Below are 24,267 nucleotides of genomic sequence, written 5' to 3' on the forward strand. Positions count from 1 at the left end.
ATCCAACGCAACGGGCTTTTTTGGTATTTTCCCCTCGCCTTCTCTCCTACATCTTAGCAGCAACATGATTACACGCGTACGCCGCTTTCTTATCCAATACTCGCGCCACCAAACCGGTACGGCCAGCTACCTCACGGTAGTGCAGGAAGCGGAGCTAGGGCTGAACCTCGATATCTCGCACGAAAAAGCCCGCCTGAACGAAATCCTGGCCGAAATATCGGAAACCGAATACACCGCCGGCCGCCCCGTGCTGAGCTGCCTGGTAAAGGTGGAGGGCTCCAAAGGCCAGGGCGATAATTTTTACAAGCTGTGCGAGCGGCTGGGCATGGGGCCGTGGCGCGAGCTGAAGCAAAACCCCGATTTCCTGCAGGAATTGCGCACTACCTGCCGCGATTTTTGGCGCAACGACGACAATTTTGCTCAGTTCGGTTAGCCCTTTGGGGTGAGGCATTTGGATGCTCGACAGTTTTATTTGGATACCGTCGTGTAACCTCAAGTGGATAGGCCGCGTTAAGGAAGCCATCGAGTCTGTTATGTGGCTAACCGCAACAGGCCTTGGTGAATTTCCCTTCCTTTTTCACCCAACCACAACCTCACCACAATGAACACCGACAATAATTCGAACCTGGGCAACACGCCCGGCACCGGCTCTTCTACCAATCCTGCCAACCAAGGTACCGGCGCTGGCGCCGGCTACGGCAGCACTCAGCATTCGGGCAGCGGCTCGATGGGCTCTTCGGGCCTGAACTCTAGCAGCAACATCTCGAACGCCTCGAACACCGGCTCGGGCACCGACCAGAGCACCGGCGCCAACTACAACTCGGGCTCGTCGATGGGCAACAGCAACATGGGCTCGTCGTCGTCGTACAGCACTCCGCAAAACAGCGGCATTGACCCCGACCAGAAACACCACGATTACAGCGCCACCGAGAAAGGCGGCGCAATGGCTGGCGGCCTAGGTGCTGCCGTAGGTCGCGGCGTTGATGCCGTGCAAAACACCGCCGGCGATGCTGCCCGTGCCGTAACCGGCAACGACAGCACCTACGGCTCGAGCAACCAGTCGGGCCGCATCCTGACCTCGACGTTCCGCGACCGTGAATCGGCTGAGCGTGCTTACAGCTCGCTTTCGTCGCGCGGTTACACCAAAGACGACGTGAACCTGATGATGTCGGACGAAACGCGCAAGACGCACTTCGGCGACCACACCCCCGACTCTGAGCTGGGCAACAAAGCCATGGAAGGCGCAGGCGTAGGTTCGGCCATCGGCGGTACTGCCGGTGCCGTAATCGGCGCTATCGCAGCCATCGGTACTTCGGTAGCACTGCCGGGCTTGGGCCTGGTAATTGCCGGCCCGCTGGCCGCAGCACTGGCCGGCGCCGGCGCCGGTGGCCTCACGGGTGGCCTGGTAGGCGCCCTGGTAGGCTCGGGCATTCCGGAGGAGCGCGCTGCCGAGTACGAGCACGACATTAAGAACGGCGGCATCGTAATGGGTGTGCGTCCGCGCAACGACGAAGACGCCCGTCACTTCCAAGATGAGTTCCGCCGCCACAACGGCGACCGTATCTACTACTAGTCGATAACTTAAGTCGGCTTGCCAAAAGACCCTCCCGCAACCGGGGGGGTCTTTTTTGTTACTATGATAGCGGGCCACGCCCGGCACCTAGGGCCGTATTTGGCACTATTGTGTAGCTGGCCTCGTTAGCAATGCAGAATGGGCGCGGTTTTCGCCATACCATTCGGTGCGGCTTTACGTACATTTAAGACCACTTTTTTCGCGCTTTTGCCCATGTCATTTCTTCGCCTGAAAATAGGCCTGTACGCCGCAGTGGTTGCTGCTGTGTTCGTGCTGGCTTCGTACAAGCTATACCGGGGCAACGACGCCCGCATCCCGCAAAAAGAAGAAGTTCTGATTAAGGCGATGCTGCAGGGACTAAGCCAGGCCCACTACCAGCCCGAGCAAATCGACGACAATTTCTCGCGCCGCGTATTCGACCTGTACCTCAAGCGCATCGACTACTCCAAGAAGTTCTTGCTGCAGTCGGACGTAGCCCAGCTGCGTAAGTTCCAAACCGACATCGACGACCAGGTTAAGCGCGGCTCGCACGAGTTCCTCGACCTAGCTACCCGTTTGGTTGACCAGCGTACCAAAGAGGCCCAGGCGTTGTACCGCGAGCTGCTGAGCAAGCCCATGGACTTCGCAACGGAGGAATCCTTTCAGACGGACTTCGAGAAAGCGCAGTACCCGGCCGATAAAAATGCCCAGCGCGACGAGTGGCGCCGCTACCTGAAATACCTGACCATGACGCGTTTGGTAGAAATTCAGGACGAGCAAGCCAAGCGCGACCCCAAAAAAGCTACTGCCCCGGCCTTATCGGCCACGGAGATGGAGGCCGAAGCCCGCAAGCGCGTGCTGAAGTACTTCGACGAGCAGTTTAACGACTTGATGCAGAACGACGACAACGACCGGTTGGCGTTGTGGGCCAATACCATTGCCAACACCTACGACCCGCACACCGAGTACTTTGCTCCGAAAGACAAGGAGTCGTTTGACATTGCCATGACGGGCCGTTTCGAAGGCATCGGCGCGACGCTGCAGGAGAAAGACGGCCAGATTAAAGTAGCCGACATCATTCCGGGTTCTGCCTCGTACCGCCAAGGCCAACTGAAAGCCGGCGACATTATCCAGCGCGTGGCGCAGGGCGCAGCCGAGCCGATATCGGTTGAAGGCATGCGCCTCGACAAAGCCATTACCTACATCCGCGGCGCCAAAGGCACCGAAGTACGCCTGACGGTGAAAAAGCCCGACGGCAGCACGCAGGTTATTCCGATTGTGCGCGACGTGGTAATTGTGGAAGAAACCTATGCGCAATCGGCCGTAATCAACGAGAACGGCAAGAAGATTGGCTACCTGCGCCTGCCTACTTTCTACGCCAACTTCAACGACGAACAAGGCGGGCGCAGCTCGGCCGAAGACGTGAAGAAGGAGATTGAAAAGTTGAAAACCGAAGGCGTGCAAGGCATCGTGTTCGACCTGCGCAGCAACGGTGGCGGTTCGCTTACCGATGCTGTTGAAATGGCTGGCCTGTTCATCGACAGCGGCCCTGTGGTGCAGGTGCGTTCGGGCCAAGGCTCGGCGCAGGTGCTGAACGACCGCGACCCGCGCGTGCAGTACAACGGCCCGCTGGTGGTAATGGTAAACAAGTACAGCGCTTCGGCATCGGAAATTCTGGCCGCCGCCATTCAGGACTACAAGCGCGGCGTGGTAATGGGCTCGACGAGCACCTACGGCAAAGGCACCGTTCAGCGCATTTTCAACCTAGACGACGCGCTGCCGGCTGAGTTTAACGCCATTAAGCCGTTTGGCTCGCTGAAGCTGACCACCCAAAAGTTCTACCGCATCAACGGCGGCTCTACGCAGTTTAAAGGCGTGGTACCCGACATCGTGTTGCCCGACGCGTACAGCTACCTCGACCAAGGCGAGAAAGATTCCGAGTACCCGCTGAAGTGGGACGAAATCAGCCCGGCCCGCTACCGCACGTGGCCGCAGCAACCGGCTCTGGATAAACTGAAAGCCGCCTCGAATACCCGCGTGGCCAACAGCCCGAGCTTTAAGCTGGTGCAGGAAATTGTGGAGCGCATGCGCAAGCGCAAAGACGACACCAGCGTATCGCTGAAGCTAACGGCTTACCGTGCCGAGCAAGAGCAGGCCAAGGCCGAGTCGAAGCGCTACGAGGAATTGCAGAAGGCCGCCCAGCCGCTGGCCATTGCCCCGCTTGCCACCGATCTGCGCGCCGTGCAATCCGATACGGTAAAGCAAAACCGCGCCCGTCGCTTGTCGAAAAACTTAGTGAAGGACATCAACCTGCGCGAGGCCGTGGCCGTGGTGAAAGATCAGATTGACGCGCCCCAGGTTACCCGCCGCTAGGTTTTTTGGCACAGCCTACCTAGGCGGCCTAATACCAAAGCCCCCGTGCCAGTGGCACGGGGGCTTTTTTGTGTCCATCGGCGGCCGGTAGTTGCCGGTGTTTTCGGCGCTAAATCACTTGGAACAGGCTGATTATCAGCGCCTATTTTTGTCCCCAAAATATTTATCTTATCATCTCATAACACACTGATTATCAGTACTAATATTTACATTATAAACACCCAATTTTTTTAGCATTTTGGCACTCAATCGGCAGCTACTGCGTTGTGCTGATATGATGACGAACAACGAACAACTGAACGATAACATCCTGCACCTACCGGTTGCCGACGAGGCCCAGCCCCAGCACGATGAGGCATGGCGCAAGTCCATCCCGGCTCAGGTGTTCTTGAACTACTTCTTCGCGCTCAGCTACCACATCCGCGAGGCCGATGACGCGACGGGGGGCTTGCAGCACCTTCCTTTCTTCCGGGCACACCAGGCCGAGCTTACCGACGCCGACCGCGCTCAGGTGGAGAAGTACCTGCACAGCTGCTGGAGCACCGAGTACGCTCTGCGTGCTACCGCCGACCTAGGCGACGAGGACTACCTGCGCAACGCCCTGCACTGGACGTTCCCGCAGGCCTACCACGCCGTGATGGCGGGCTTGCAGGCCTTCTTGCACACGGCCGGCGTGCGCACTAATAATCCGTCGCTGATTCGCCGCGAGGTGGGCCGCCTGGTAGTGCGCAATGCCTATCCGCGTCCGGTGTCGTTCTACGCTGCCGGCTCGTACGGCGACTTCAGCATCCACCGCTTGCCGCTGGCTGGCTACAAGGCCGGGCTGCAGATTGCCAGCAAGGCCATCGACGCACAGGCTCAGATTGGTCAGTTCCTGCGCACTACCCGCAAGCAGAAGGCAGTAGCCGTGCGTCAGCAGGTGCAGGGCAACCCCACCACGGCTATTCGTAGCCAGAAGACCGGGCAGCCGCTCGAGAAGTGGAACGCCCAGCACTGGCAGCAGATTACCTGGCGCCTGGGTTACACCACCATCTTCGACTTGCTGGGCCGCCTGCGCATTTCGCAGACCAGCCGCGAGATTGAGCGCTACATTGAGTCCGACATCGACTTCGCCTTGTTCCACCACTCGCTGCTCGACATCGTGAGCTACCTCAACGGCGTTCATGAAACCTACGTGGCCAAAGCCCTAGGTGTGGAGCGCTACCGCGAGCTGGTGGCCAACCTGCCGAAGCACCTGCAGCACGGCTTTGTGGAGGAGCGCCTACGCACCCGCGTCGAGCCGAACTTCACCGAAACCGATCCGCAGATGGGCATTGCTGCCTAACCTCCGCTCTTCATTAAGTACACCACTGCATATACACGTAAGCGCTGGCCCCTTGGGCCGGCGCTTTTTGTTTGCGGTTAATGCAGCCGCTCCTGAAGCTGTCATTGCGAGCAAAGCGAAGCATCGGTCCTGAGCAAGGCACAACCTCTCACCTAGCACCAAGCGAAAACAACCTAGGGCAAGATGTAGCGTGAATTTCAGTTCGCAGCCCCCGGATGGTATTCTCTATTTCCCGACCTAGGGCGTCGTGTAGCGTGGGCTTTAGCCCGTGTGTGCCAGAACAAGCGGTTGTGCCCGGTTGTGCGCCAACTACATCATGTACGCAAACGCGGACTACAACCGAAGGTCGGCGTAGCCAAAGTCCGCGCTACAGGACGCCCTAGGTCATTTTCGGTTGCTGCTGGGTGGGCGGTGGTGCCCAGCCCAGGACCGATTGCTTAGTCCTTCGTCCTCGCAATGACAGCTGCTGGCACAGTCTTATCGGGCACTAAAATCCGCTACATCCGAAAAATCCGTTTCGATCTGTGGTCTATCTTTGCGGCTTGACTTTTTCGGCCGTGGCCGATTGATATACCCCTACCCTATGCACCACCTCAGCGAACAGGAGCTGATTCGTCGGCAGAAACTCGACGAACTCCAAAAGCTCGGCATCGAGCCGTACCCGTCCGAGCTGTTCGACGTGAACTTCTACGCCCAGGAAATTCACGATAACTACCACCCCGAGCTCAACAACTTTCAGGAAGTGCGCCTGGCGGGCCGCCTGATGTCGGTGCGGGTGAAGGGCAAGGCCTCGTTTGCCGAACTGCAAGACGCCTCGGGCCGCATTCAGCTCTACATCAACCGCGACGAGATTTGCCCCGGCGAGGACAAGGAGCTGTACAACACCGTGTTCAAGAAGCTGCTCGACCTAGGCGACTTCATTGCCGTGGAGGGCCACGTGTTCAAAACGATGGTGGGCGAAACCTCGGTGCACGTTACTAGCTTCAAGCTGCTCTCGAAAGCCCTGCGCCCGCTGCCGGTAGTAAAAGAGCGCGTAGACGAGGCAACGGGTGAAAAAATCACCTACGATGCCTTTACCGACCCTGAGCAGCGCTACCGCCAGCGCTACGTTGACTTGGTGGTGAACCCGCACGTGCGCGACGCCTTCGTGAAGCGTACGCTGCTGGTGCAGGCCATGCGCAACTACCTCAACGACAAAGGCTACCTGGAGGTAGAAACCCCTATTCTGCAGCCGTTGTACGGCGGGGCCGCGGCGCGTCCTTTCAAAACGCACCACAACACCTTGGACATGACGCTGTACCTGCGCATTGCCAACGAGTTGTACCTGAAGCGTCTGATTGTAGGCGGGTTCGATGGCGTGTACGAGTTCTCGAAGGACTTCCGCAACGAGGGCATGTCGCGCTTCCACAACCCCGAGTTCACCCAGATGGAGCTGTACGTAGCTTACAAAGACTACTACTGGATGATGGACTTGGTGGAAGAGATGGTGGAGCGCGTAGCGCTGGTCCTGCACGGCCAAACCGAGGTGAAGGTGGGCGAGAACATCATCAACTTCCAGCGCCCCTGGAAGCGCTTCACCATGGCCGAAGCCATTGAGCACTACACCGGCTTCAACATCGAAGGCAAGAGCGAAGACGAACTGCGCGCCGCCGCCAAGGACCTGAAAGTGGGCCTCGATCCCAGCATGGGCAAAGCCAAGATCATCGACGAGATTTTCGGGGAGCACGTGGAGCCCAAGCTGATTCAGCCCACGTTCATTACCGACTACCCCGTGGAAATGTCGCCGCTGGCGAAAAAGCACCGCTCGAAGCCGGGCTTGGTAGAGCGTTTCGAAGCCATCTGCAACGGCAAAGAAATCTGCAACGCCTTCTCGGAGCTAAACGACCCCATCGACCAGCGCAAGCGTTTTGAGGACCAACTGGAGCTGGGCAAGCGCGGCGACACCGAAGCCATGGTGCTCGATGAGGACTTTCTGCGCGCCTTGGAGTACGGCATGCCGCCCACGGCTGGCCTAGGTATCGGCATCGACCGCCTCTCGATGATCATGACCAACTCGCACTCGATTCAGGACGTGCTCTTCTTCCCGCAGATGAAGCCGGAGAAAGCGGAAACCCTAACGGAAAAATCGGAAAAGCCGGTAGAGTAATACGTAGCGCGGACTTTGTAGTCCGCGTCCGCTGATAGTAATTTTTATCGCTCAGTTGATTAGAAATTGCTATCTGCGGACGCGGACTACAAAGTCCGCGCTACTGTGGTTCTAAACGGCGACAAAACGTCGAAAGCCCCTCGTACCTATCACGTACGGGGGGCTTTCTTTTGTAAAATCAGTTTACCAATCCGGTCGGTATGAAACGAAGAAGCTTGCGATGGACACGTACGATTTTACTACGCAGGTTGTTTGACCAGATCCTGGCAGAAGCTCTACGGTCGGCAATTTTACTTCGGACATCTATCCGACGTTCACTTTAAACCGATTTCTTTAGTTTAAACGGGCTCTAAATCAAAAGGTTGTTGTTGCTCGGATTATTTTTTGAACCGAGCACCTAGGGCCGCTAAAATCAGAAGGCCTCGCACCCAGTAACGATGCGAGGCCTTCTTCTTTAGAATCAACTTAACCAGATCAACGAGTCAGCTTAATCTGAAGAAGCTTGCGATGGATCGGTACGATTTTGCTAGGCGGATGTTTAACCAGTCCGACTAGAAGCTCTACCGTCGGCAATTTTGCTACAGGGGCTAAATCAAAGACTATTTAAAGTCGATTTCTAAGTTCTTTAACGCAGCACCCACCGCAAGGTTACGGATGGTGCCGAAAAAATTTAGCGCCCGGCGTTGCCCGAGCCAGTAGCATTGCCGGCTACACCGCCACCCGTAGAGCTGGAGCTACCCGAGCCGCCCGAAGTAGCGGAAGAGCCGCTGCCGCCACTGCCGCCGGCCGAACCGCTGCCGCCACTGCCGCCGGCCGAACCGCTGCCGCTGCTGCCACTACCCGAGGTAGAGGAACCGCTGCGGCTGGCTTCGCTGCCTGCCGAGCTAGCCGTGCTGCCTGCGCTGCCTGTGCTGCCGCTGCCCGACGAGGACGATGAGCCACCTCCGGATGCGGACCCGCCGCCGGCGGAAGAACCACTGCCCGAAGAGCTGCCCGAACCCGAACCGCCGCCAGCGGACGAGCCGCCGCCTGCCGATGAGCCGCTCCCTGAAGATCCACTGCCCGACGAAGAGCCTCCGCCCGAACCACCCGAGCTACCGCCCGAACGGCTGCCGCTGCCACCTTGGCCGCCCATGCCCGCAAGGGCATCTTCGGCGCCGGCCTTGTCGGCGTTGCCGCCTCCCCCACCTTTCATGGCATCAAGCCGCGAGAGGCCGTCTTGCAGGAGTTTGTTCAGGTCGTCGCCGAACTTACCCAACGACTTGCCCAGGCTTTCGCGTGTAGCAGTGCCCGCGTCGGGGGCCATTAGCAGACCAGCCACAATACCGGCACTGGCGCCGGCCAACAACGCGAGGAGTACTTTACCGCTGTTGTCTTTCATAAATAGCAGGGTGTTTAGGTTAAGGAGGAGAACAAAGTGCGTGGCCCAACGGCCGGTAGCTTCCTAACGCGGTTGCGCCGGGAAAGTTGTGCAAAAAAAGGCCCCGCACCTAGGGAGGGCGGGGCCTTTACAGAGCAGCTAACGCTTGGCTTACAAGTCGTTCAGCAACTTCACAATTTCGCGCTTGCTCTTGCCGAGCTTGTCTTGCAGACGGCCAACGAGGTCGTCGGCGGCGCCTTCGGTGTAGGTCAGGTCGTCGTCGGTCAGCTGAGCGTACTGCTGCTTCAGCTTGCCCTTCGACACGTTCCAGTCGCCTTTCATGTTCAGGCTGGCGCCGGCGCCGGTTACGCCTAGGTCTTCCAGCTTTTCGGCCAGGCCTTTGAAGGAGGTATCGAGTTGGGTGCCCAGCTTGGCGAGGGTGTCGTTCAGCTGGTCGCCGTACTTGCCGGCGTAGTTTTTCAAGTTGCCGCGGGTGGCGCTGCCTTTGTCGGGGGCCATCAGCAGGCCGGCCACGATACCAGCGCTAGCGCCAGCCAGCACGGCCAGCAGGATCTTGCCCGAGTTGTTGTCTTCGTTGTAAGACATGATTGTAGGAGGGTGTGGGTTGATAGAAAGGTTCAGGTAAGAAAATCGGCTGACGAAGCTCATCGGCTGATTTGCCGTGCTATACGCAAGGCCAATCGATGAGTTGTGCGGAGGCCCTAATAAAAATAGCTTCTTTGCAATATTAGCGCAATTGATTATTCAACCCTACCCCCTAGGTCCGTAATCGGCTTACTTGGCTGGCAGTGGCGGTTTCAACGTACTTTTCGGCACCACTACTCTTCCCCTTGCCCCATGCCCACGCGCCTGCTTTTTGCCGCTGCGGTGCTGGCCTCGGCACTTTCGGGTGCCTGCCAGCGTAGCGCTTCTTCTTCCGCCTCAGTTGCTTGCATCGACGAAAGCAAGATTCGCCGAGACGCCATGTGCACCATGCAGTACGACCCCGTGTGCGGCTGCGACAACAAAACCTACTCCAACGCCTGCGTGGCGACCAACGCGGGCGTAACCAAGTTCACGAAGGGCGAATGCCCCGGCACCAACAACTAATTGCTCCATGTCTGAGAAACGCTACGTACTAAACCCCGCCCCTTTTGTGGTGCCCACCACCGACGGCAAACTCATTGAAGAGCACGTGGGCTACGCCAGCACCGGCACCGGCCAATACAGCCTCGCCCACATGGTGGCGCCGCCGCAGTGGAGCGAGCCGCACCAAACCCCCCAGTTCGACGAAATAACCATTGTGGTGCGCGGCCGCAAACGCTTCGAGATTGACGGCGACGTGGTGGAGCTGGCTGCCGGGCAGGCGTTGCTCATCAAGGCCGGGGCGCGCATCCGCTACTCCAACCCGTTTGCCGAGGAGTGCGAGTACTGGTCGATTTGTATTCCGGCGTTCAGCCCTACTACAGTTAACAGAGAAGCAGAATAGAGTACCCTGTTCCCCCTAGGTAAAAAGCGCGGCGGCTCCTTGCGTGGGCCGCCGCGCTTTTTACCTAAGGGCGGCTTTACGTGGCGAGCTGCTACGCGCAAAAGGCGCTTCTCCTATTTTCCGTACTTTTTGGCCAAGCCCATCTACACTGCCTACCCCATGGACCAACGCATCATCAACCTCTTTGACGAATACACGCACCGGCCGCTCACCCGCAAGAAGTTTATGGAGCGGCTGCTAAAGCTAACCGGCAGCATGGCCGTTGCCATGTCGGCCCTCTCGGTGCTCGACCCCGGCTATGCAGAAGCCGCCACCGTACCCGAAGATGACAAGGACTTGGTGAGCGAGGATGCAAGCTGGCCGGGCGAAGGCGGCACCGCCATGAAGGGCTACCTGGTGCGCCCCAAAGGCCGGAAAAAGCGCGGCGCCGTTGTGGTCATTCATGAAAACCGCGGGCTTACGCCGCACATCAAAGACGTAACGCGCCGCGTGGCCAAAGCCGGCTACCTGGCCCTAGGTGTCGATGCGCTGTCGCCGTTTGGGGGCACGCCTACCGACGAGGAAAAGGGCCGCGAACTAATAGGAAAGCTCGATGCGCAGCAGAACCTAGGCAACTACCTGCGCGGCCTGGAGTACCTCCGCTCCCGCCCCGATAGCAACGGCCGCACCGGCTGCGTGGGCTTTTGCTGGGGCGGCGCCATGGCCAACCAACTAGCCGCCAACGACCCCAAGCTGAACGCCGCCGTGGCCTACTACGGCCGCCAGCCCGACGCCGCTGCCGCCGCCAACATCAAAGCTCGCCTGATGATGCACTACGCCGGCCAGGACGAGCGCGTGAATGCCGGCATGGCCACTTGGGAGCAAGCCCTGAAAGCCGCTGGCGTAAAATATGAGCAGTACGTGTACGAAGGCGCCCAGCACGCTTTCAACAACGATTCTTCGCCGGCACGCTACAACGAGGCTGCCGCTAAGCAGGCTTGGGAGCGTACGTTGCGGCTGTTTAAAGAGCAATTGGGGTAGGCAGTTCTACGATTACATCATCAAACAATACACAGCCACTTTTTGCCTTTTATGCGCTTTCTTTTGACACTGCTCACAGCCACGCTATTCTGGTTTTTTACCACCGCTACCGCTCAGTCTCTTGATCGAAAGCTATACGAAGCTGTGCTGAAAAATCAACCGGCGAAGGTCAATAAGCTGGTCGATGAAGGTGCCGACGTAAATTATACCTTCAAAATGAACAGCGCATTTTATATCAACGTGCTAATGCAAGCGACCATGCAGAATTACACTGACGTAGCCGTCTTGTTGATCAAACGCGGCGCTGATGTCAACGCTACAGATGGTTTCAAAATGACCCCATTGATGTGGGCTGCACACCACGGCAACTTACCCCTGCCCAAGCTGCTAATCGATAATGGGGCCAAGCCAGATGCAGACGACGGATTAGGCAACACCCCCCTCAAAGCAGCAAAGGACCGGAAGCATAAGGAGGTCGTAAGTTATTTAGAATCGCTTGGCGCCAAGTAGCTTTGGCGTTAAGCAAAAACGCCCCGCTGGGTAAGCACCAGCGGGGCGTTTTCTTATTTTCTAGGTAAGCAAATTACGACTTCGGCTGGGGATCTTGCGGCAGAGCTTTGCGCGGCAGCTTTCCGTTATCAGCGCATCACTTCGATGTTGCCTTTGTACTGCTGCTTGGTTACGGGGTTATCCAAGAGGTAGTAATACACTCCGTTGGGTTGCCCCTCGGCGCGCCAGCTGTTGTCGTAGCTGATTTGCCGGAAAACCTCCCGCCCCCAGCGGTTAAAAATGCGGATGCCGAAGGCTTTGGCGTTGATGCCGCGCACCACGAACGTTTCGTTCTTGTCGTCGTTGTTGGGCGTAATCACGTTGGGCATGTCAACGGGGCATCGGGCATCGGTCACTTCTATTTCGCCGGTGCTCACGCAACCATCCACGGTTACCTCAACGGTATACTTTCCGGGGTTCAGTACTTCGTAGGCGGCGTTGGTCGAGCCATCCTGCCAGCGGTAGGTGGCACCCGCGCGCTGCGGCCCGGGCTGCAACACCAAGCCCCTGTCCAGGCAAATAGTAGTGTCGCGACCTAGGGAAATGGTGGGCGTGGCTTGGTAACCCACACGGACAGTATCGGAGCTGACGCAGCCCTGCGGCGAGGTAACCTGCACCCAATACTTGCCGCTTTGGCTGGCCGTAAAAGTGGGCTGCGACGAGCCATCCTGCCACAAATAACTGGTGCGGTCGGGTTGGGCGCCGGGGCTAAGCGTAATTGGCTGCCCGGGGCATACCAGTTTATCGGGCCCGAGCTGCGCGGTGGGCGGCGCCGTTACCGCCACCAGTTGCGTGCTGGTGTACTTCGCGCCTGTTGTCAGCACCACCTCCAAGGTTACCTTATAAGTGCCCAAGGCCCGGTACGTGTGGCTGACGGTGGTACCCGTGGCGGTGTTGCCAGCGCCCGAAGCCGGCTCCCCAAAATCCCAAGTGGCCGATGCAATGCCCAATGCCGGCGTAAGGCTGGCCGCAAAGTTTGCGGTGTTGCCAATGCAAAACGGGCCGTTGTTGAAGGTAAGGTAGGGCGAACGAGGAAAGGCGTTGGGGAAGTTGGGCAAGCTGCGGGTGCTTTTGCGCGAGGCCAACGACACCCCGTTAATCTCTAATGCACACGCCAACGCTCCCCTGGCATTGGGGTTCTGAATGACACCTAACCAAGGGCTATCGAAAAACGCGACGTACACCCGGCCGTCGGGCCCGGGCAGCAGGGCGCCGGGGCGGCGCGTCGACATGGGAATGCGTTGGGCCGAGGCATAAATTTCAGCTGCCGTAGGCAACGACACATCCAGCTGAAACAGCGCTACCACCTGCAGCGGCGTGCGCGGCATGTTCGGAAACATCGACACGTAGAGCCGCGAGCCATCGGGCGAAAAAGCCAGGCCGTAGGTGGGCTTTTTCGGAATTAGCATGGGCAGCTGCGTTACGCCGGTTACCTGCCCGGTAGCCTTGTCGAAATCGAACAAGCAAATGTGGCCGTTGATGGCGGCGGCGATTTTGGTACCCTGCTTGTTGGCCACCATGTAGCTTGCCTCTTGCAGGTAGCCGGCTCGGCTGCTATCAACGGGGCCAATGCTGCTGATAATGGGTGCGCTTACGCCCGCCGGCGACACCAACGAGGCGTAAAACCGGGAGTTCAGCAGCCCGTGCGTTACCACCCAGGTGTCGCGGCCGTCGGCGTGCAAAATACCCGTGAGGCGCTCCGTCATGGGGGCGGTGGGCAGTTGCGCCATCACGTTGCGGCTTACGGCGCCCAGGCCGTTTTGCTGGGCCATATCCACGAGGTAGTAGTAGGGCCCCACGGCACCCGGTTCTTCGCCGATGGTGAACAGAAAATACTGCTTAGCCCGGCCCGGATGCTGAACAATTAGTGCGCCCTGCGTGGCCGAGGGGTTGCCCAGCAGGCGCTGCCCGTTGAGCATGGGCTGGTGGCGCGCGTTCCAGACGCTGCGGCCATCGGTGTAAAACAACAAGGCTCCTGTTGAGTCGGACACGATGGCGCAGTTTTCAGAAGCCGCCATTACGCTGGAGCGGATGGAGCTGGGCCCGCCGCCCGTGAAACCGATGCCCGCTTGCTGCCCAAAAAACCAGTAATTATCGGGGCCGCGTTGGGCGCTGGCCAGCCACGGCCAACACAGCAACAGCCCAAACAGTACCCGCCAATAGTGCCGCCTGGCGCGGCTACGCAATAACTCGGTTGGTAACGCTACTTGCATACGATACTTGGGTAGGCAGGAATAGGAAATAAAGCTGCGCGGGCGCCGGGCATGCCTTGCGGGTTTTGGCCAGCACGGGGCTGCCGGCCTTTCCAGCGCCATTTCGGACCTAGGCACCTGGCAAGGGCTGGGCACGGGCGCCACCAAAGCCGCGCGGCGGCGGGCAAAACCATTGCTGAACACTATGCCCGGGCCCAAAATACGCGGCCGCAACCAAGCCGCCGAACGCACCACATCAATATGTGATGCGGTGCCGTAGCGGGCCCTAGGTACTGCAAAGCCCCGCTCGCGGCAGGGAGCGGGGCTTTGCGGGGGTAGCCCTAGGTGGTTGCCCTACGACTTGGGCTGGGGAGCTTGCGGCAGGGCTTTGCGCGGCAGCTTTTGGTCGCGCATGGCGGTGTTGTACACAAACGTGGCCACGATTATTGAGGCCTGCTTCAGGTCGTCGGGTTGCAGGCGCTCGTAGGTGTCCTGGTTGGTGTGGTGGGTGCGGGTGTTGTAGTCGAGGCCGTCCTGAATAAACTGGAAGCCGGGCAGGCCCACGGCATCGAAGGCGAGGTGGTCGGTGCCGCCGGTGTTGCGGGGCGTAACGGTGGTAGCGCCCATGTCGGCGAAGGGCTTCAGCCACTCGGCAAAAATGGGCTGCACCCCCTCGTTGCCTTGCGCGTAGATGCCGCGGATTTTGCCCGAGCCGTTATCGAGGTTGAAGTAGCCGGCCAGCTTTTCGTGGGCGGGCAGCAGTTTCATGGTAGCGGGGTCGCCGAAGTTGTTTTTCACGTAGTTGCGCGAGCCGTGCAGGCCCTGCTCCTCTTCGCCCCACAGCGCAATGCGGATGGTACGACGCGGCTTGGCGCCCACGGCTTTCAGGATGCGTACGGCTTCCATCATCACGGCGCAGCCAGCGGCGTTGTCGGTAGCGCCGGTAGCAGCGTGCCACGAGTCGATGTGGGCGCCGAGCATTACCACTTCGTTCTTGAGCTTTTTGTCGGTGCCGGGTATTTCAGCCACCACGTTGTAGCCCTTCAAATCCTGGGTCTGAAACTTGGTTTTGGTGTCCATTTCCACCTCCACCGCAATGCCCGCTTCCACCAGGCGAATCAGGCGCAGCTGGTCTTCGGGCGACATCTCGATTTCGGGCAGCACGGGCTTGGCATCGGCGGCGTAGGGCGCCCCGTTGGAGGTGAAGAACGTGCCGTGCGAACCGCCGCGGGTGCTGAGTACGGCAGCGGCACCTTCTTGCATAAACAGCTCGGCCATTTTGGTGCGCAGCGCCAGGCGGGCGCGGTAAGCGGCCATGGCCTCGTCGTTGTTTTGGCGGGCGGGGCGGGCTTCGGCCGGAGCGGCCATTTTCTGCAGCTCCTCGTCGGTGTAGCGCTTGGCGTCGGCGGCGAAGGTGGTTTTCGGCTCCGAGGCTACTTCCGTCAGCACAATTTTATCGCGCAGCTGGCCTTTGTACTTGTCGAGGTCGGCTTCGGTGGTGGCCTTCACCAGCACAATCTGCTTTTTGATGGCGCCGTTGGTACCGGGCGTCCAGGCTTTGGGCGCGCCAATCATGTTGTGGTAGTACGGCGCCGTCATGGCCACGTACGATTTCTCAATGTCCCAGCCGCGGCCGAAGTCGCCCCAAGGCTCCACCTTCGCGTTCACGAGGCCCCATTGGGCCATCTGCTTTTGCGTCCACTCGTTGGCGCGCTTCAGGCCTTCGGAGTTGGCTAGGCGCGGGCCGCACACGTCGGTGAGGTAAAAGGCGGTTTTCATCACCTGCGAGCGGTTCAGGCCTTCGTCCTTGATTTTGGCAATCATAGCCTGATCGACCTTTTCGGCTTGCTGGGCCAGCGCCGGCGCGGCCGTGCTGAGGCCGTAGGCAACGGCCAGGTACACGAGTTTTTGCATCAGTAACAGTGTGAGTGAAGGTTGAGAGGAGACGGGCTAAAGAAACAGGATATCGACGAGGTTTCCAGCTATCCGTTGCTTAGCCCCGTTGGCTGCCTATCTTTCCTCGGTTTTTCATTCGTGCCCAGCATCCTTAGTACTGTATTTTGAAGCACTGCCTAACCCTGCTCCTGCTGCTGCTTGCCCTGCCCTTTGCCCGGGCGCAAGCCCCCGTTGCCGATAGCAGCTACGCCGCCAAAATGCGCGCCCCGGGCGTGCAAATGGTTACCATTGATGGCAAGTACAAAGTTTGGACGCAGCGCGTGGGCCAAGGCAAGATTAAGCTGCTGGTGCTGCACGGCGGCCCCGGCAACACCCACGAGTACTTCGAGAATTTTCCGGAGCACTTGGCCAACGAAGGGGTAGAGCTGTACTACTACGACCAGCTCAACTCGTACCACTCCGACAAAACCCCGGACAAAGACGTGTGGCAAATTGCCCGCTTTGTGGAAGAAGTAGAGCAAGTACGCCAAGCCCTAGGTCTGGAAAGCTTTTACCTGCTGGGGCACTCGTGGGGCGGCATGCTGGCCCTTGAGTACGCCAGCAAATACCCGCAGCACCTCAAAGGCCTGATTACCTCCAACATCGGCTACAAGGCCACGGTATTCAACAAACACCGCTATAGCCAGTACGCCGACATTATTCGGCGCAACGCGGCCAAAGAGGGCAAAACCATAGCCGGCCTCGATACGATGGGCCTCGTGGCGCTTTCGCCGTACATCACCCCGGCCGTAACCAAGGAGTTTCGGAGCCTGCACATGATGCGCTTGCCGCAGGAGCCGCCCACGTTTACGCGCAGCCAAGCGCACATCACCCGCACCTATGCCGGCTACTTTATGCCCTACATGCTGGCCTGGGATTTCAGCCAGCGGCTGGCCAGCATCAAGCCGCCTACGCTTGTCATCGGCTCGAAACACGACTTTGTGCCGGTGGCCGACATCGAGTTTATGCAGCGGCGCATCCCCAACAGCCAGCGCTACATTTGCCCCGAAGGCTCGCACTACGCCATGTGGGACGACCCCAAGCACTACTTCCCGGCCCTGATTAAGTTCTTGCGCAAAACCGAGCGCAAAGGCTAGCCCGTACGGCCTGGCCCTAGGTGCGCTAGCAGCACCCGCAACCTAGGATGCCGACTCAAGCAGTACCCGTTCGCGCACGTGCGGCTCCAACTCAACTGCTTCGCGTGCCCGTCATGACGAGCCCCGTAGAGACATCTCGCGTGCTCCGCTCGACATGACCGTTATGAGGCGCGACACAACGGGCTCGGTTTACTGCAACGAAAGCGGGAGTTGCTCCGACAAGCAGGCGCCGGATGTGAAGCATGCCGTGCAAGGGGCAATTGCTGTATTGCCTAATGCTTCTGCCTTTTGATCTAATTAAGCGACATGCGGCACCTCAAACTTTTTGTTTCGCTCATCCTTCTGCAGCAAGCGGTGTTCACGCACGCCCAAAAAGCACCCGCAAGCATTCAGAAAATAGCGTTGCCTAAAGAAATAGCGGACCGCAACAACCAGTTTTCGGGGCTGCATGTGCGGGGCAACCAGCTGCTGCTACTGGCCGAAAGCCGCTTGCAAGAAGGTGCCGAGGCCAAGGTGTACGCCCTCGACCTAGGGAGCATCACGAACCAAAAAGAGCAGAAAACGCAGGAGCTAGCGTACCGCAAATACACCATCCGCAACCTCGAAACCATACGGGCGCGGATCGACAGCGCCTGCCAAGTGTACGAAGGCCTGGAGGCCATGACGACGCTGGGCAACGTGGCGTATTTCACCATCGAAACCACCACGCCCTCGGCCTACTGCTACCTCATTAAAGGGCAAGTTGATGACGCCGCGGCCACCATCAGCATCGATGCCCGCTACTTGGTGCCCGTGGCCAAGCCAGCGCTTACCAACAACACGCACATTCACAATGCCGGCTTCGAGGCGTTGGCGACTTACAAGCAAAACCTGCTGCTGCTCTTCGAATACAACTACTTCGGGCACGACAACTATGCTTTTGAGCTGCCCGAAGCCACCGCTGCGGCCGACGTGCCCCGCTACGTGCCCGTGGCGCGGCTGCCCTTCCGCACAACCGACATGGTACCCCTAGGGCGCAACCGGTTTGCGGCCATCAACTACTTCTACAACGGCGACGACGACCGCGTGTACCGCCCCGCCCCCACCGATGCCAACGCCCGCCTGGTACAGCAAGGCAGCGCGTACAAAAACTACTGCCGCCTGATTACGCTGCAGTACAAGCGCAAACGACTTACCTGGAAACCCCTGTTCGAGCTGCCCGCCGAATACATGACCTACAACTGGGAAGGCATAGCGGCCTACCGGGGCGGCTATTTCCTGATGAACGATAAGTACGGCCCCTCCAACCAATCGACGCTGCTGTACCTCCGGCCCTAGGAGGTGCCGAGAGGTAACAACTGACACGCAACAGGTAACACACGCGCCGCATGGATCAGTACGCCTTAACCTTCGATGCCTTCGATAAGATGGCGCAGGCATACCAGGATCGGTACATGGAGCTTGATTTGTACAACGACTCCTACGATGCGTTTTGCGCCCTGCTGCCCCAGCCCCACGCGCGCATTCTGGAACTGGGTTGCGGCCCCGGCAACATTACGCGCTACCTGCTGGCCCAGCGGCCCGACTACCGCATTACCGCTACCGATGTGGCGCCGGCCATGGTACAATTGGCTCGGCAAAACAACCCCGCGGCCAGCTGCCAAGTGCTCGATTGCCGCGCGCTCGACCAATTAACCGAGCAATACGAGGGCATTGTGTGCGGCTTTTGCCTGCCCTACCTCTCGCAAGCCGATTGCGCCAAGCTGCTACGCGACTGCGCCGCCCGCCTGACCGACGTGGGCGTGCTGTACCTCAGCGCCATCGAGGGCGACTATGCCCAATCGGGCTTCGAAAGCTCGAGCAACGGGCAGCACAAGGCCTACGTGTACTACCACCAGGCAGCCTACCTGCAGGAGCAGCTTGCCAGCAACGGGTTTGCCGTGGTGAAGCTGATGCGCAAGCACTTCGGCAAGCCCGATGGCACGCCCTCGGTGCACCTGATTATGGTTGCCCGGAAAGCCCCCGCGGCCTAGCCCGCTTTTTCAAACAAAAACGATACAATGCGCGGCGGCGTGCTGCGGTCGTCGGCATCGAACCACTCTTGCAGGCGCTGGCAGCGCAAACCGTGTTGGCGGGCCGCTTCGGTGAAATCGGAAACGTGGTGCACGTAGCACTCCAGCTCGAATACCTGGCCCGCGCCGGTATCGAAGCGGGCTTTGCTGCCGGTGTACTGCTTGACGGGGTGCAACTCGCCCACGTAAAACAAGCCGCCCGGCCGCAGCACGCGCTGCGCCTCGGCAAACACGGGCCCTAGGTCGGCAATGTGCTCCAGGATGAGGCTGCAGCTGATGAGGTCGAAGGCAGCATCGGCGGCGAAGTGCCAGGGCTCGGTAATGTTGGCCTGCCGAAACGTGATGTGCGGCAGCGGCAGCTTTTGCCGGGCCTGCTGCATCATCTCGGCCGAAAAATCGACGGCGGTGAGCTGCTGGGCCACGCCGGCTAGCCACTCGGTGTTTTTGCCGGTGCCGCAGCCCAGCTCCAGCGCATTGGCTACCCGCGCACCGGGCACCGTGGCCCGAATGGCGCGGGCTTCTAAGTCGCGGGTTTTGTTTTCGACGGTGTCGTAGCTGCCCGACCAGGCGTTGTAGGCTTGCTGAACGTTCATGCTCGCAAAGTAAGCCGCGCCGCCCTAGGTGCCGAGGCACCCAAGACGGCGCGGCACCTAGGGCGGCGCAGCCAACAGGGGTTAGCTTACCGTGGGCGGGTTGCGCGGGGTAGCAGCCGGCGCGCCGCCGGCCAGTTGGGTTACCATGTCGTCGAGAATGTCCTTGCCGTAGCCGATGCGGTGGGCGTACTCCAGGCACAGGCCGTACTCGCGCGGGTCGATTTCGCCGTCTTGCAGCATCATCTGCACCAGGGTTTGCAGCTCGAGGGTACGCTGCAGGCCTTCGGAGGCCACAATAAAGCTCAGCACCCCGAGGTTGTCGGCAATGGGTTTTACATCGTCGGGCTTGAGCCCCAAACGGTTGCCAATCTGTACCAAAAAGTCGCCCTCGCCTTTGTCGAGGCGGCCGTCGGCGGCGGCTACCAGCACGAGGTTCTGGAAAAAGGCCAGTTTCTTTTGTTGGGTATCGAGCAGTTCTTCAAGCTCTTTCGGATGCTGCATAGCTCTGGGAAGTGAGGCGTTGTAAGGGAACAGAAGTGTGCGCACCCGTGGCCGGGCGGCTTCTCATTCAACGCGCCCTTACCGCGAAGGTTGGCCCTAGGTGGCGGCACTCGCGCCGGGGGCCGGCAGCCAAATGAAACAAGCCCGGCCGCACACAAGTACGGCCGGGCTTGGCAGGCGTGGCGCGCTGCTTGGTTGCTTACACCTCGTCGCTGAGCACGGCCACGGCTTCGCGCAGGGTCAGATCCTTGCGCAAGGGCTGCACAAAGCGGTTGGTGCGGTTGTTCTGCACGCTATCCGCAGAGGTGGCAGCACCTAGGGGCGCCACGGCCAGCACGGGGGCTTGCTGCTGCACTTGCTTGTAACGTTCGGTGGCTTCTTGCAAGGCTTTCTGCTCGGCGCGGTAGGTGGCGAGGTTCAGCGAGGCCAGCGTTACCTTTTCGCGCTTGGCCATGTTTTGCACGGCATCGGTGAGCAGGCCAAAAGCTTGGTTGGAAGCTACGCGCTGCTTGCTGGCCGCGGCCAGCTTGGCCACGGGCGGCGCCGCCGGCCACGGACGGTAGTTGGCCGGCGCAATTTCATCCCATGGCAGCGGGTAATCGGTGTCTTGCTCGCCTTCGGCCAGGGTGCTGTAGGCATCGGGTACCACAATGTCGGGCGTTACGCCCTTGAACTGCGTGGAAGCGCCGTTTACGCGGTAGTATTTCTGAATGGTCATCTTGAGCGAGCCGAAGGGCTTGAGGGCCGCCAGTTCGGGGTTCATGATGTTATCCAGCTCGAACACGCGCTGCACCGTGCCCTTGCCGTAGGTGGTGTTGCCGAGCACAATGCCGCGCTTGTAATCCTGAATGGCACCGGCCAGAATTTCCGAGGCCGAGGCGCTGTAGCGGTTTACTAGCACCACCAGCGGGCCGCCGTACTGCACTTTTGGGTCGGGGTCGGTTACGACTTCGGGGGTGCGCTGCCGGCCCTTCACCTGCACCATGGGGCCGCTTTCCATAAACAAGCCGGCCATTTCGGCGGCGTCGTAGAGCGAGCCGCCGCCGTTGAAGCGCAAATCGAGCACCACGCCCTGCACGTTTTCGGCCTTCAGCTTCAGCAGCTCCTTTTTCACGTCTTCGGCCGAGTTGCGGCCGCCGCTCTGGTTGAAGTCGGCGTAGAAGCTGGGCAGCAAAATGTAGCCAAACTTCTTACCGCCCTCGTTGATAACGGCCGATTGCGCGTAGGTTTCCTCAATCACCACCACGTCGCGGATAATCGGAACGACCTTCACGGTAGCGTCGGGCTTTTTCACCGTCAGGCGCACTTCGGTGCCCTTCTTGCCCCGAATCAGGCCCACCACTTTATCGAAGCGCATGCCATCCACGGCCACGGGCTCGGCGGCGCCTTGGGCCACGCGCTGAATCACGTCGCCGGCCTTCAGCTCGCCCTGGCGGTACGCGGCCGAACCGGGCACAATGTAAGCCACCACAATCTGGCCATCACGCTCGCTGAGTTGCGCGCCGGTGCCCTCGAGGCGGCCCGTTACGGCCAGGTCGAAGTTCGTTTTATCCTGCGGCGCAAAGTACTCGGAGTGCGGGTCGAAGGTGTTGGCCACGGTGTTGGCAAACTCGGCCAAGCGGTCGGCTTCGTCGGTTTGCAGCAGGTCCTGGAAACGCTCGTCGTAGTACTTGAGCACTTGCTTGCGGGCTTCGGCTTCCATTTGGGCGGGCGTACGCACCGGCTTCGAGATAACCGCACCGGAGGGCTCTGCTTTGGTAGAGGCCAGCGACTTCGTTTGCTGCCGGTCTTGCTCGTCCATCATTTCGGCCACGCGCACCATGGTTTGGTACTTCAGCAGGCGGCGCCACATGTCGCGGCGGGCGGCTTCGTCGGCTGGGTAGCCAAGTTTATCGGAGTCGGTTTCGAAAGTTTCGTTGGCCGTGAACTCGAAGGGCGTGCTCAGCAGCTCGCGGTACAGCAGCTGCGCCTCGCGGGTGCGCTGATCGATGAGCTTGGTGCTGAGGTCGAGAAATGCGTGCTTGCCTTGCTTGATTTCGTTGTCGATGAGCTTTTCGTAGGCTTCCAGCTGCTTCACATCGGGCTGCAGCAAAAATTTCTTGCTGCCGTCGAGGCGCTTGAGGTACAGCGCGTACACCCGCCGCGAGAGTTCGTCGTCGAGCTGCGTGGGCTGCACGTGGGCCAGGGCCAGGCCTTGCACTACCGTGCTCAGTAAAATCTCTTTTTTCTGGGGCGGTACATCGCCGGCAAGGCGCTCCGAGCCCGGAGGCATAAAAAACAGAAAGCCCGGCAGCAAAGCCGAGTACAGACTTAGGGAAGATCGAAACGCCATGATTGAGAGCGTAGCTAAAGCGTGAGAAAGCAGCCCGGGGTTGCGGCAGCTCGGGGCCGGGCCGCGGCGCAAGCCATACCTTTGGGCTTTGCCATGAAGAACACGCGTAGCCAACCTGAGTTGCACGCGTGGGCGGCACAATATGCAACCGGCCGCGGTATTGGCCCCCAGGCGCACGCACTCCTTTTTGGCGGCGGCCCCAGGTGCGCATGGTGCCTGCTGACAATCAACACCTTGCCATGCCCGGCCAAACCAACCTTGCTGAGCTGCTCCGCACCCTCCGGCCGGCCCTGCAGCCCGGCACCTACGTATTTTGCACCGTGCGCAGCCTCAGCGGCATCAACCCCGACGATGTATTGTGCCTGTTCCGCGAGCAGGAGGGCCTCACCGTAATTCTGCCGCAAACCGCCGCCGATGCCCTAGGTCTCCCCTACACCTTCGTGGCCCGCTGGATTAGCCTTACTGTGCATTCGGCGCTCGAGGCCGTAGGCCTTACGGCGGCTTTTGCCACGGCGCTTACGCAAGCCGGCATCAGCTGCAACGTGGTAGCGGCTTATTACCACGACCACCTGTTTGTGCCCACTGCCGATGCCGAGCGCGCCCTCGATGTGTTGCGGCAGCTATCGGCCGGGGCAGCCCTAGGTGGGCAGCGGCCGTAAGCAACGCCGCACCCGCGGCCACCTAGGGCTGCCCGGGCGCGACGTGCTTCGGCAGGGTATTTGGCAGGCGGCACAAGCGCCGCCGGGCACCTGCACCGGGGCGCGTAACTTGCGGCCTCCATTTCGCTTCTGCATGCACCTGTACGTTTACACCCTGCTCGACGACACGCTTCGCTCCCGCCTTCGGGCGCAGCTTCCCGCCGACGTGCAGGTATTCTTCCGCAACGAGCTACCCGACGAGCAGCAGTTGCCCAGCTTTCAGTCGGCCAACGTAATCTTGGGCAACCCGCCGGCCGCTTGGTTTGCCGATGCTCCCCCGCCCGCGCTGCAGTTCTGGCAAATTGATTCGTCGGGCTTCGAGCAGTACACCGGCTTGCAGCTGCCCGTGCCCGTGGCCAACATGGGCGACTACTTTGCCTGGCCTTGCGCCGAAAGCATAGTGGCCGGCATTATGGCGCTGTACCGCAACCTGCCGCAACTGGCGCTGCTGCAGGCCGAAAAGCGTTGGGTGGGCCCGCCCGTACGCGCCAACATGCAGCTCATGCGCCACAAGCGCGTGGTTGTGCTAGGTGCCGGCTACATCGGCCTGGCGGTGCGGCAACAGCTGTCGGGCTTTGGCTGCCACACGCAGCTGTTGGCCCGCACCAGCCCCGAGGCCCAGCTCCGCTCGCCCAAAGAGTTAAAAGCCGTGTTGCCCGACATTGATTTAGTTATCAACTGCCTACCCGGCACTGCCGAAGGCTTTTATTCCGCCGAGCTAATTGCGGCCATGCAGCCCGGCAGCGTGTACGCCAGCGTAGGCCGCGGCAACACCACCGACGAGCCCGCCCTTATTGCCGCCTTGCAGACTGGCCACCTAGGCGGCGCCGTGCTAGATGTAACCGCCGTGGAGCCCCTGCCCGTGGACAACCCGCTCTGGAGCATGCCCAACGTCATCCTTACCCAGCACTCCGCCGGCGGCCAACCCGATGAGGATGGTGGCAAGGTGGATATGATTCTGCTGAACCTAGGGCGCTTCCGAAATGGCGAGCCGCTGGAGAGTTTGGTGGATGTGGCGCGGGGGTATTAAATAATATTACCCCGATGAGTCTAAG

Annotated in this window: 21 protein-coding genes; 14 read left to right on the plus strand and 7 right to left on the minus strand. The window is 60.0% G+C overall.

Translation table 11 applies throughout. The features are described from left to right. Positions 1-64 precede the first annotated feature (64 nt). The 5 genes from D3Y59_RS08770 (at position 65) to lysS (ending at position 7,395) form a co-directional block, all read left to right on the plus strand. Positions 65-433: a hypothetical protein gene (locus D3Y59_RS08770; protein WP_119444712.1), complete on the plus strand. Its 369-nt coding sequence runs from the start codon at positions 65-67 to the stop codon at positions 431-433. A gap of 168 nt (positions 434-601) precedes the next feature. Beyond that, the gene (locus tag D3Y59_RS18795; RefSeq protein ID WP_317127424.1) at positions 602-1,573 is read left to right on the plus strand and encodes a hypothetical protein; all 972 of its coding nucleotides are present in this window, start codon (positions 602-604) and stop codon (positions 1,571-1,573) included. A gap of 213 nt (positions 1,574-1,786) precedes the next feature. Further along, positions 1,787-3,925, plus strand: coding sequence for a carboxy terminal-processing peptidase (locus D3Y59_RS08780; protein ID WP_119444713.1), 2,139 nt, complete (start codon positions 1,787-1,789; stop codon positions 3,923-3,925). 274 nt (positions 3,926-4,199) lie between these two features. After that, positions 4,200-5,249, plus strand: coding sequence for a hypothetical protein (locus tag D3Y59_RS08785; RefSeq protein ID WP_240410581.1), 1,050 nt, complete (start codon positions 4,200-4,202; stop codon positions 5,247-5,249). A 583-nt stretch (positions 5,250-5,832) separates the two neighbouring features. Beyond that, positions 5,833-7,395 carry a lysine--tRNA ligase gene (gene lysS, locus D3Y59_RS08790; RefSeq protein WP_119444714.1) on the plus strand — a complete coding sequence of 521 codons (1,563 nt, stop codon included), beginning with the start codon at positions 5,833-5,835 and terminating at the stop codon, positions 7,393-7,395. Positions 7,396-8,065: 670 nt separating this feature from the next. Here the strand turns inward: lysS and D3Y59_RS08795 are convergent. Both D3Y59_RS08795 and D3Y59_RS18800 read right to left on the minus strand, forming a co-directional pair. Further along, the gene (locus D3Y59_RS08795; protein WP_119444715.1) at positions 8,066-8,776 is read right to left on the minus strand and encodes a YtxH domain-containing protein; all 711 of its coding nucleotides are present in this window, start codon (positions 8,774-8,776) and stop codon (positions 8,066-8,068) included. A 150-nt stretch (positions 8,777-8,926) separates the two neighbouring features. Continuing rightward, the gene (locus tag D3Y59_RS18800) at positions 8,927-9,361 is read right to left on the minus strand and encodes a YtxH domain-containing protein (RefSeq protein WP_119444716.1); all 435 of its coding nucleotides are present in this window, start codon (positions 9,359-9,361) and stop codon (positions 8,927-8,929) included. A 252-nt stretch (positions 9,362-9,613) separates the two neighbouring features. Here D3Y59_RS18800 and D3Y59_RS08805 point away from each other — a divergent pair, with 252 nt between their 5' ends. The 4 genes from D3Y59_RS08805 to D3Y59_RS08820 all read left to right on the plus strand — a co-directional run bounded on the left by D3Y59_RS08805 (position 9,614) and on the right by D3Y59_RS08820 (position 11,774). Beyond that, positions 9,614-9,865: a Kazal-type serine protease inhibitor domain-containing protein gene (locus D3Y59_RS08805; protein ID WP_119444717.1), complete on the plus strand. Its 252-nt coding sequence runs from the start codon at positions 9,614-9,616 to the stop codon at positions 9,863-9,865. 7 nt (positions 9,866-9,872) lie between these two features. Then, entirely contained in the window at positions 9,873-10,244 is a 372-nt protein-coding gene (locus D3Y59_RS08810) for a cupin domain-containing protein (protein ID WP_119444718.1), read from the plus strand. Positions 10,245-10,403: 159 nt separating this feature from the next. Next, a complete protein-coding gene (locus tag D3Y59_RS08815) occupies positions 10,404-11,264 on the plus strand; it encodes a dienelactone hydrolase family protein (RefSeq protein ID WP_119446398.1) in 861 nt (286 codons plus the stop codon). A 51-nt stretch (positions 11,265-11,315) separates the two neighbouring features. Then, the gene (locus D3Y59_RS08820; protein WP_119444719.1) at positions 11,316-11,774 is read left to right on the plus strand and encodes an ankyrin repeat domain-containing protein; all 459 of its coding nucleotides are present in this window, start codon (positions 11,316-11,318) and stop codon (positions 11,772-11,774) included. A gap of 128 nt (positions 11,775-11,902) precedes the next feature. On the opposite strand, the gene D3Y59_RS08825 is transcribed toward D3Y59_RS08820, so the two are convergent. Both D3Y59_RS08825 and D3Y59_RS08830 read right to left on the minus strand, forming a co-directional pair. Next, positions 11,903-14,026, minus strand: coding sequence for a T9SS type B sorting domain-containing protein (locus tag D3Y59_RS08825; RefSeq protein ID WP_162910654.1), 2,124 nt, complete (start codon positions 14,024-14,026; stop codon positions 11,903-11,905). Between the two features lie 333 nt (positions 14,027-14,359). After that, positions 14,360-15,919: a M28 family metallopeptidase gene (locus D3Y59_RS08830; protein ID WP_119444721.1), complete on the minus strand. Its 1,560-nt coding sequence runs from the start codon at positions 15,917-15,919 to the stop codon at positions 14,360-14,362. A gap of 146 nt (positions 15,920-16,065) precedes the next feature. Here D3Y59_RS08830 and D3Y59_RS08835 point away from each other — a divergent pair, with 146 nt between their 5' ends. The 3 genes from D3Y59_RS08835 to D3Y59_RS08845 all read left to right on the plus strand — a co-directional run bounded on the left by D3Y59_RS08835 (position 16,066) and on the right by D3Y59_RS08845 (position 19,049). Further along, positions 16,066-17,037 carry a proline iminopeptidase-family hydrolase gene (locus tag D3Y59_RS08835; protein WP_119444722.1) on the plus strand — a complete coding sequence of 324 codons (972 nt, stop codon included), beginning with the start codon at positions 16,066-16,068 and terminating at the stop codon, positions 17,035-17,037. Positions 17,038-17,343: 306 nt separating this feature from the next. Further along, positions 17,344-18,354, plus strand: coding sequence for a hypothetical protein (locus tag D3Y59_RS08840; RefSeq protein ID WP_119444723.1), 1,011 nt, complete (start codon positions 17,344-17,346; stop codon positions 18,352-18,354). A gap of 50 nt (positions 18,355-18,404) precedes the next feature. Then, a complete protein-coding gene (locus D3Y59_RS08845) occupies positions 18,405-19,049 on the plus strand; it encodes a class I SAM-dependent methyltransferase (RefSeq protein WP_119444724.1) in 645 nt (214 codons plus the stop codon). Here D3Y59_RS08845 and D3Y59_RS08850 read toward each other — a convergent pair. The 3 genes from D3Y59_RS08850 to D3Y59_RS08860 all read right to left on the minus strand — a co-directional run bounded on the left by D3Y59_RS08850 (position 19,046) and on the right by D3Y59_RS08860 (position 22,514). Then, on the minus strand, positions 19,046-19,681 hold the full coding sequence (locus tag D3Y59_RS08850) for a class I SAM-dependent methyltransferase (RefSeq protein WP_119444725.1): 636 nt from the start codon (positions 19,679-19,681) through the stop codon (positions 19,046-19,048). The two genes, D3Y59_RS08845 and D3Y59_RS08850, sit on opposite strands and share 4 nt — an antisense overlap. Positions 19,682-19,762: 81 nt before the next feature. After that, complete coding sequence (locus D3Y59_RS08855) at positions 19,763-20,182, minus strand: TerB family tellurite resistance protein (protein ID WP_119444726.1); 420 nt, start codon at positions 20,180-20,182, stop codon at positions 19,763-19,765. A gap of 199 nt (positions 20,183-20,381) precedes the next feature. Then, positions 20,382-22,514 (minus strand): carboxy terminal-processing peptidase, encoded by a 2,133-nt coding sequence (locus tag D3Y59_RS08860; RefSeq protein ID WP_119444727.1) that lies wholly within the window; start codon positions 22,512-22,514, stop codon positions 20,382-20,384. Positions 22,515-22,753: 239 nt separating this feature from the next. Between D3Y59_RS08860 and D3Y59_RS08865 the strand changes: the two genes are divergently transcribed. Both D3Y59_RS08865 and D3Y59_RS08870 read left to right on the plus strand, forming a co-directional pair. Beyond that, positions 22,754-23,173, plus strand: coding sequence for an ACT domain-containing protein (locus tag D3Y59_RS08865; RefSeq protein WP_119444728.1), 420 nt, complete (start codon positions 22,754-22,756; stop codon positions 23,171-23,173). A 133-nt stretch (positions 23,174-23,306) separates the two neighbouring features. Beyond that, positions 23,307-24,242 (plus strand): D-2-hydroxyacid dehydrogenase, encoded by a 936-nt coding sequence (locus D3Y59_RS08870; protein WP_119446399.1) that lies wholly within the window; start codon positions 23,307-23,309, stop codon positions 24,240-24,242. Positions 24,243-24,267: the final 25 nt, after the last annotated feature.

It is taken from the genome of Hymenobacter oligotrophus, from assembly GCF_003574965.1.
In the GTDB taxonomy this organism is placed as follows: Bacteria; Bacteroidota; Bacteroidia; order Cytophagales; family Hymenobacteraceae; genus Solirubrum; species Solirubrum oligotrophum.

Bases quoted from the DNA above. Each gene is read 5' to 3' on its own strand.
- D3Y59_RS08770 (WP_119444712.1), top strand. From the start codon at position 65: ATGATTACACGCGTACGCCGCTTTCTTATCCAATACTCGCGCCACCAA.
- D3Y59_RS18795 (WP_317127424.1), top strand. From the start codon at position 602: ATGAACACCGACAATAATTCGAACCTGGGCAACACGCCCGGCACCGGC.
- D3Y59_RS08780 (WP_119444713.1), top strand. From the start codon at position 1,787: ATGTCATTTCTTCGCCTGAAAATAGGCCTGTACGCCGCAGTGGTTGCT.
- D3Y59_RS08785 (WP_240410581.1), top strand. From the start codon at position 4,200: ATGATGACGAACAACGAACAACTGAACGATAACATCCTGCACCTACCG.
- lysS (WP_119444714.1), top strand. From the start codon at position 5,833: ATGCACCACCTCAGCGAACAGGAGCTGATTCGTCGGCAGAAACTCGAC.
- D3Y59_RS08795 (WP_119444715.1), bottom strand. From the start codon at position 8,776: ATGAAAGACAACAGCGGTAAAGTACTCCTCGCGTTGTTGGCCGGCGCC.
- D3Y59_RS18800 (WP_119444716.1), bottom strand. From the start codon at position 9,361: ATGTCTTACAACGAAGACAACAACTCGGGCAAGATCCTGCTGGCCGTG.
- D3Y59_RS08805 (WP_119444717.1), top strand. From the start codon at position 9,614: ATGCCCACGCGCCTGCTTTTTGCCGCTGCGGTGCTGGCCTCGGCACTT.
- D3Y59_RS08810 (WP_119444718.1), top strand. From the start codon at position 9,873: ATGTCTGAGAAACGCTACGTACTAAACCCCGCCCCTTTTGTGGTGCCC.
- D3Y59_RS08815 (WP_119446398.1), top strand. From the start codon at position 10,404: ATGGACCAACGCATCATCAACCTCTTTGACGAATACACGCACCGGCCG.
- D3Y59_RS08820 (WP_119444719.1), top strand. From the start codon at position 11,316: ATGCGCTTTCTTTTGACACTGCTCACAGCCACGCTATTCTGGTTTTTT.
- D3Y59_RS08825 (WP_162910654.1), bottom strand. From the start codon at position 14,026: ATGCAAGTAGCGTTACCAACCGAGTTATTGCGTAGCCGCGCCAGGCGG.
- D3Y59_RS08830 (WP_119444721.1), bottom strand. From the start codon at position 15,919: ATGCAAAAACTCGTGTACCTGGCCGTTGCCTACGGCCTCAGCACGGCC.
- D3Y59_RS08840 (WP_119444723.1), top strand. From the start codon at position 17,344: ATGCGGCACCTCAAACTTTTTGTTTCGCTCATCCTTCTGCAGCAAGCG.
- D3Y59_RS08845 (WP_119444724.1), top strand. From the start codon at position 18,405: ATGGATCAGTACGCCTTAACCTTCGATGCCTTCGATAAGATGGCGCAG.
- D3Y59_RS08850 (WP_119444725.1), bottom strand. From the start codon at position 19,681: ATGAACGTTCAGCAAGCCTACAACGCCTGGTCGGGCAGCTACGACACC.
- D3Y59_RS08855 (WP_119444726.1), bottom strand. From the start codon at position 20,182: ATGCAGCATCCGAAAGAGCTTGAAGAACTGCTCGATACCCAACAAAAG.
- D3Y59_RS08860 (WP_119444727.1), bottom strand. From the start codon at position 22,514: ATGGCGTTTCGATCTTCCCTAAGTCTGTACTCGGCTTTGCTGCCGGGC.
- D3Y59_RS08865 (WP_119444728.1), top strand. From the start codon at position 22,754: ATGCCCGGCCAAACCAACCTTGCTGAGCTGCTCCGCACCCTCCGGCCG.
- D3Y59_RS08870 (WP_119446399.1), top strand. From the start codon at position 23,307: ATGCACCTGTACGTTTACACCCTGCTCGACGACACGCTTCGCTCCCGC.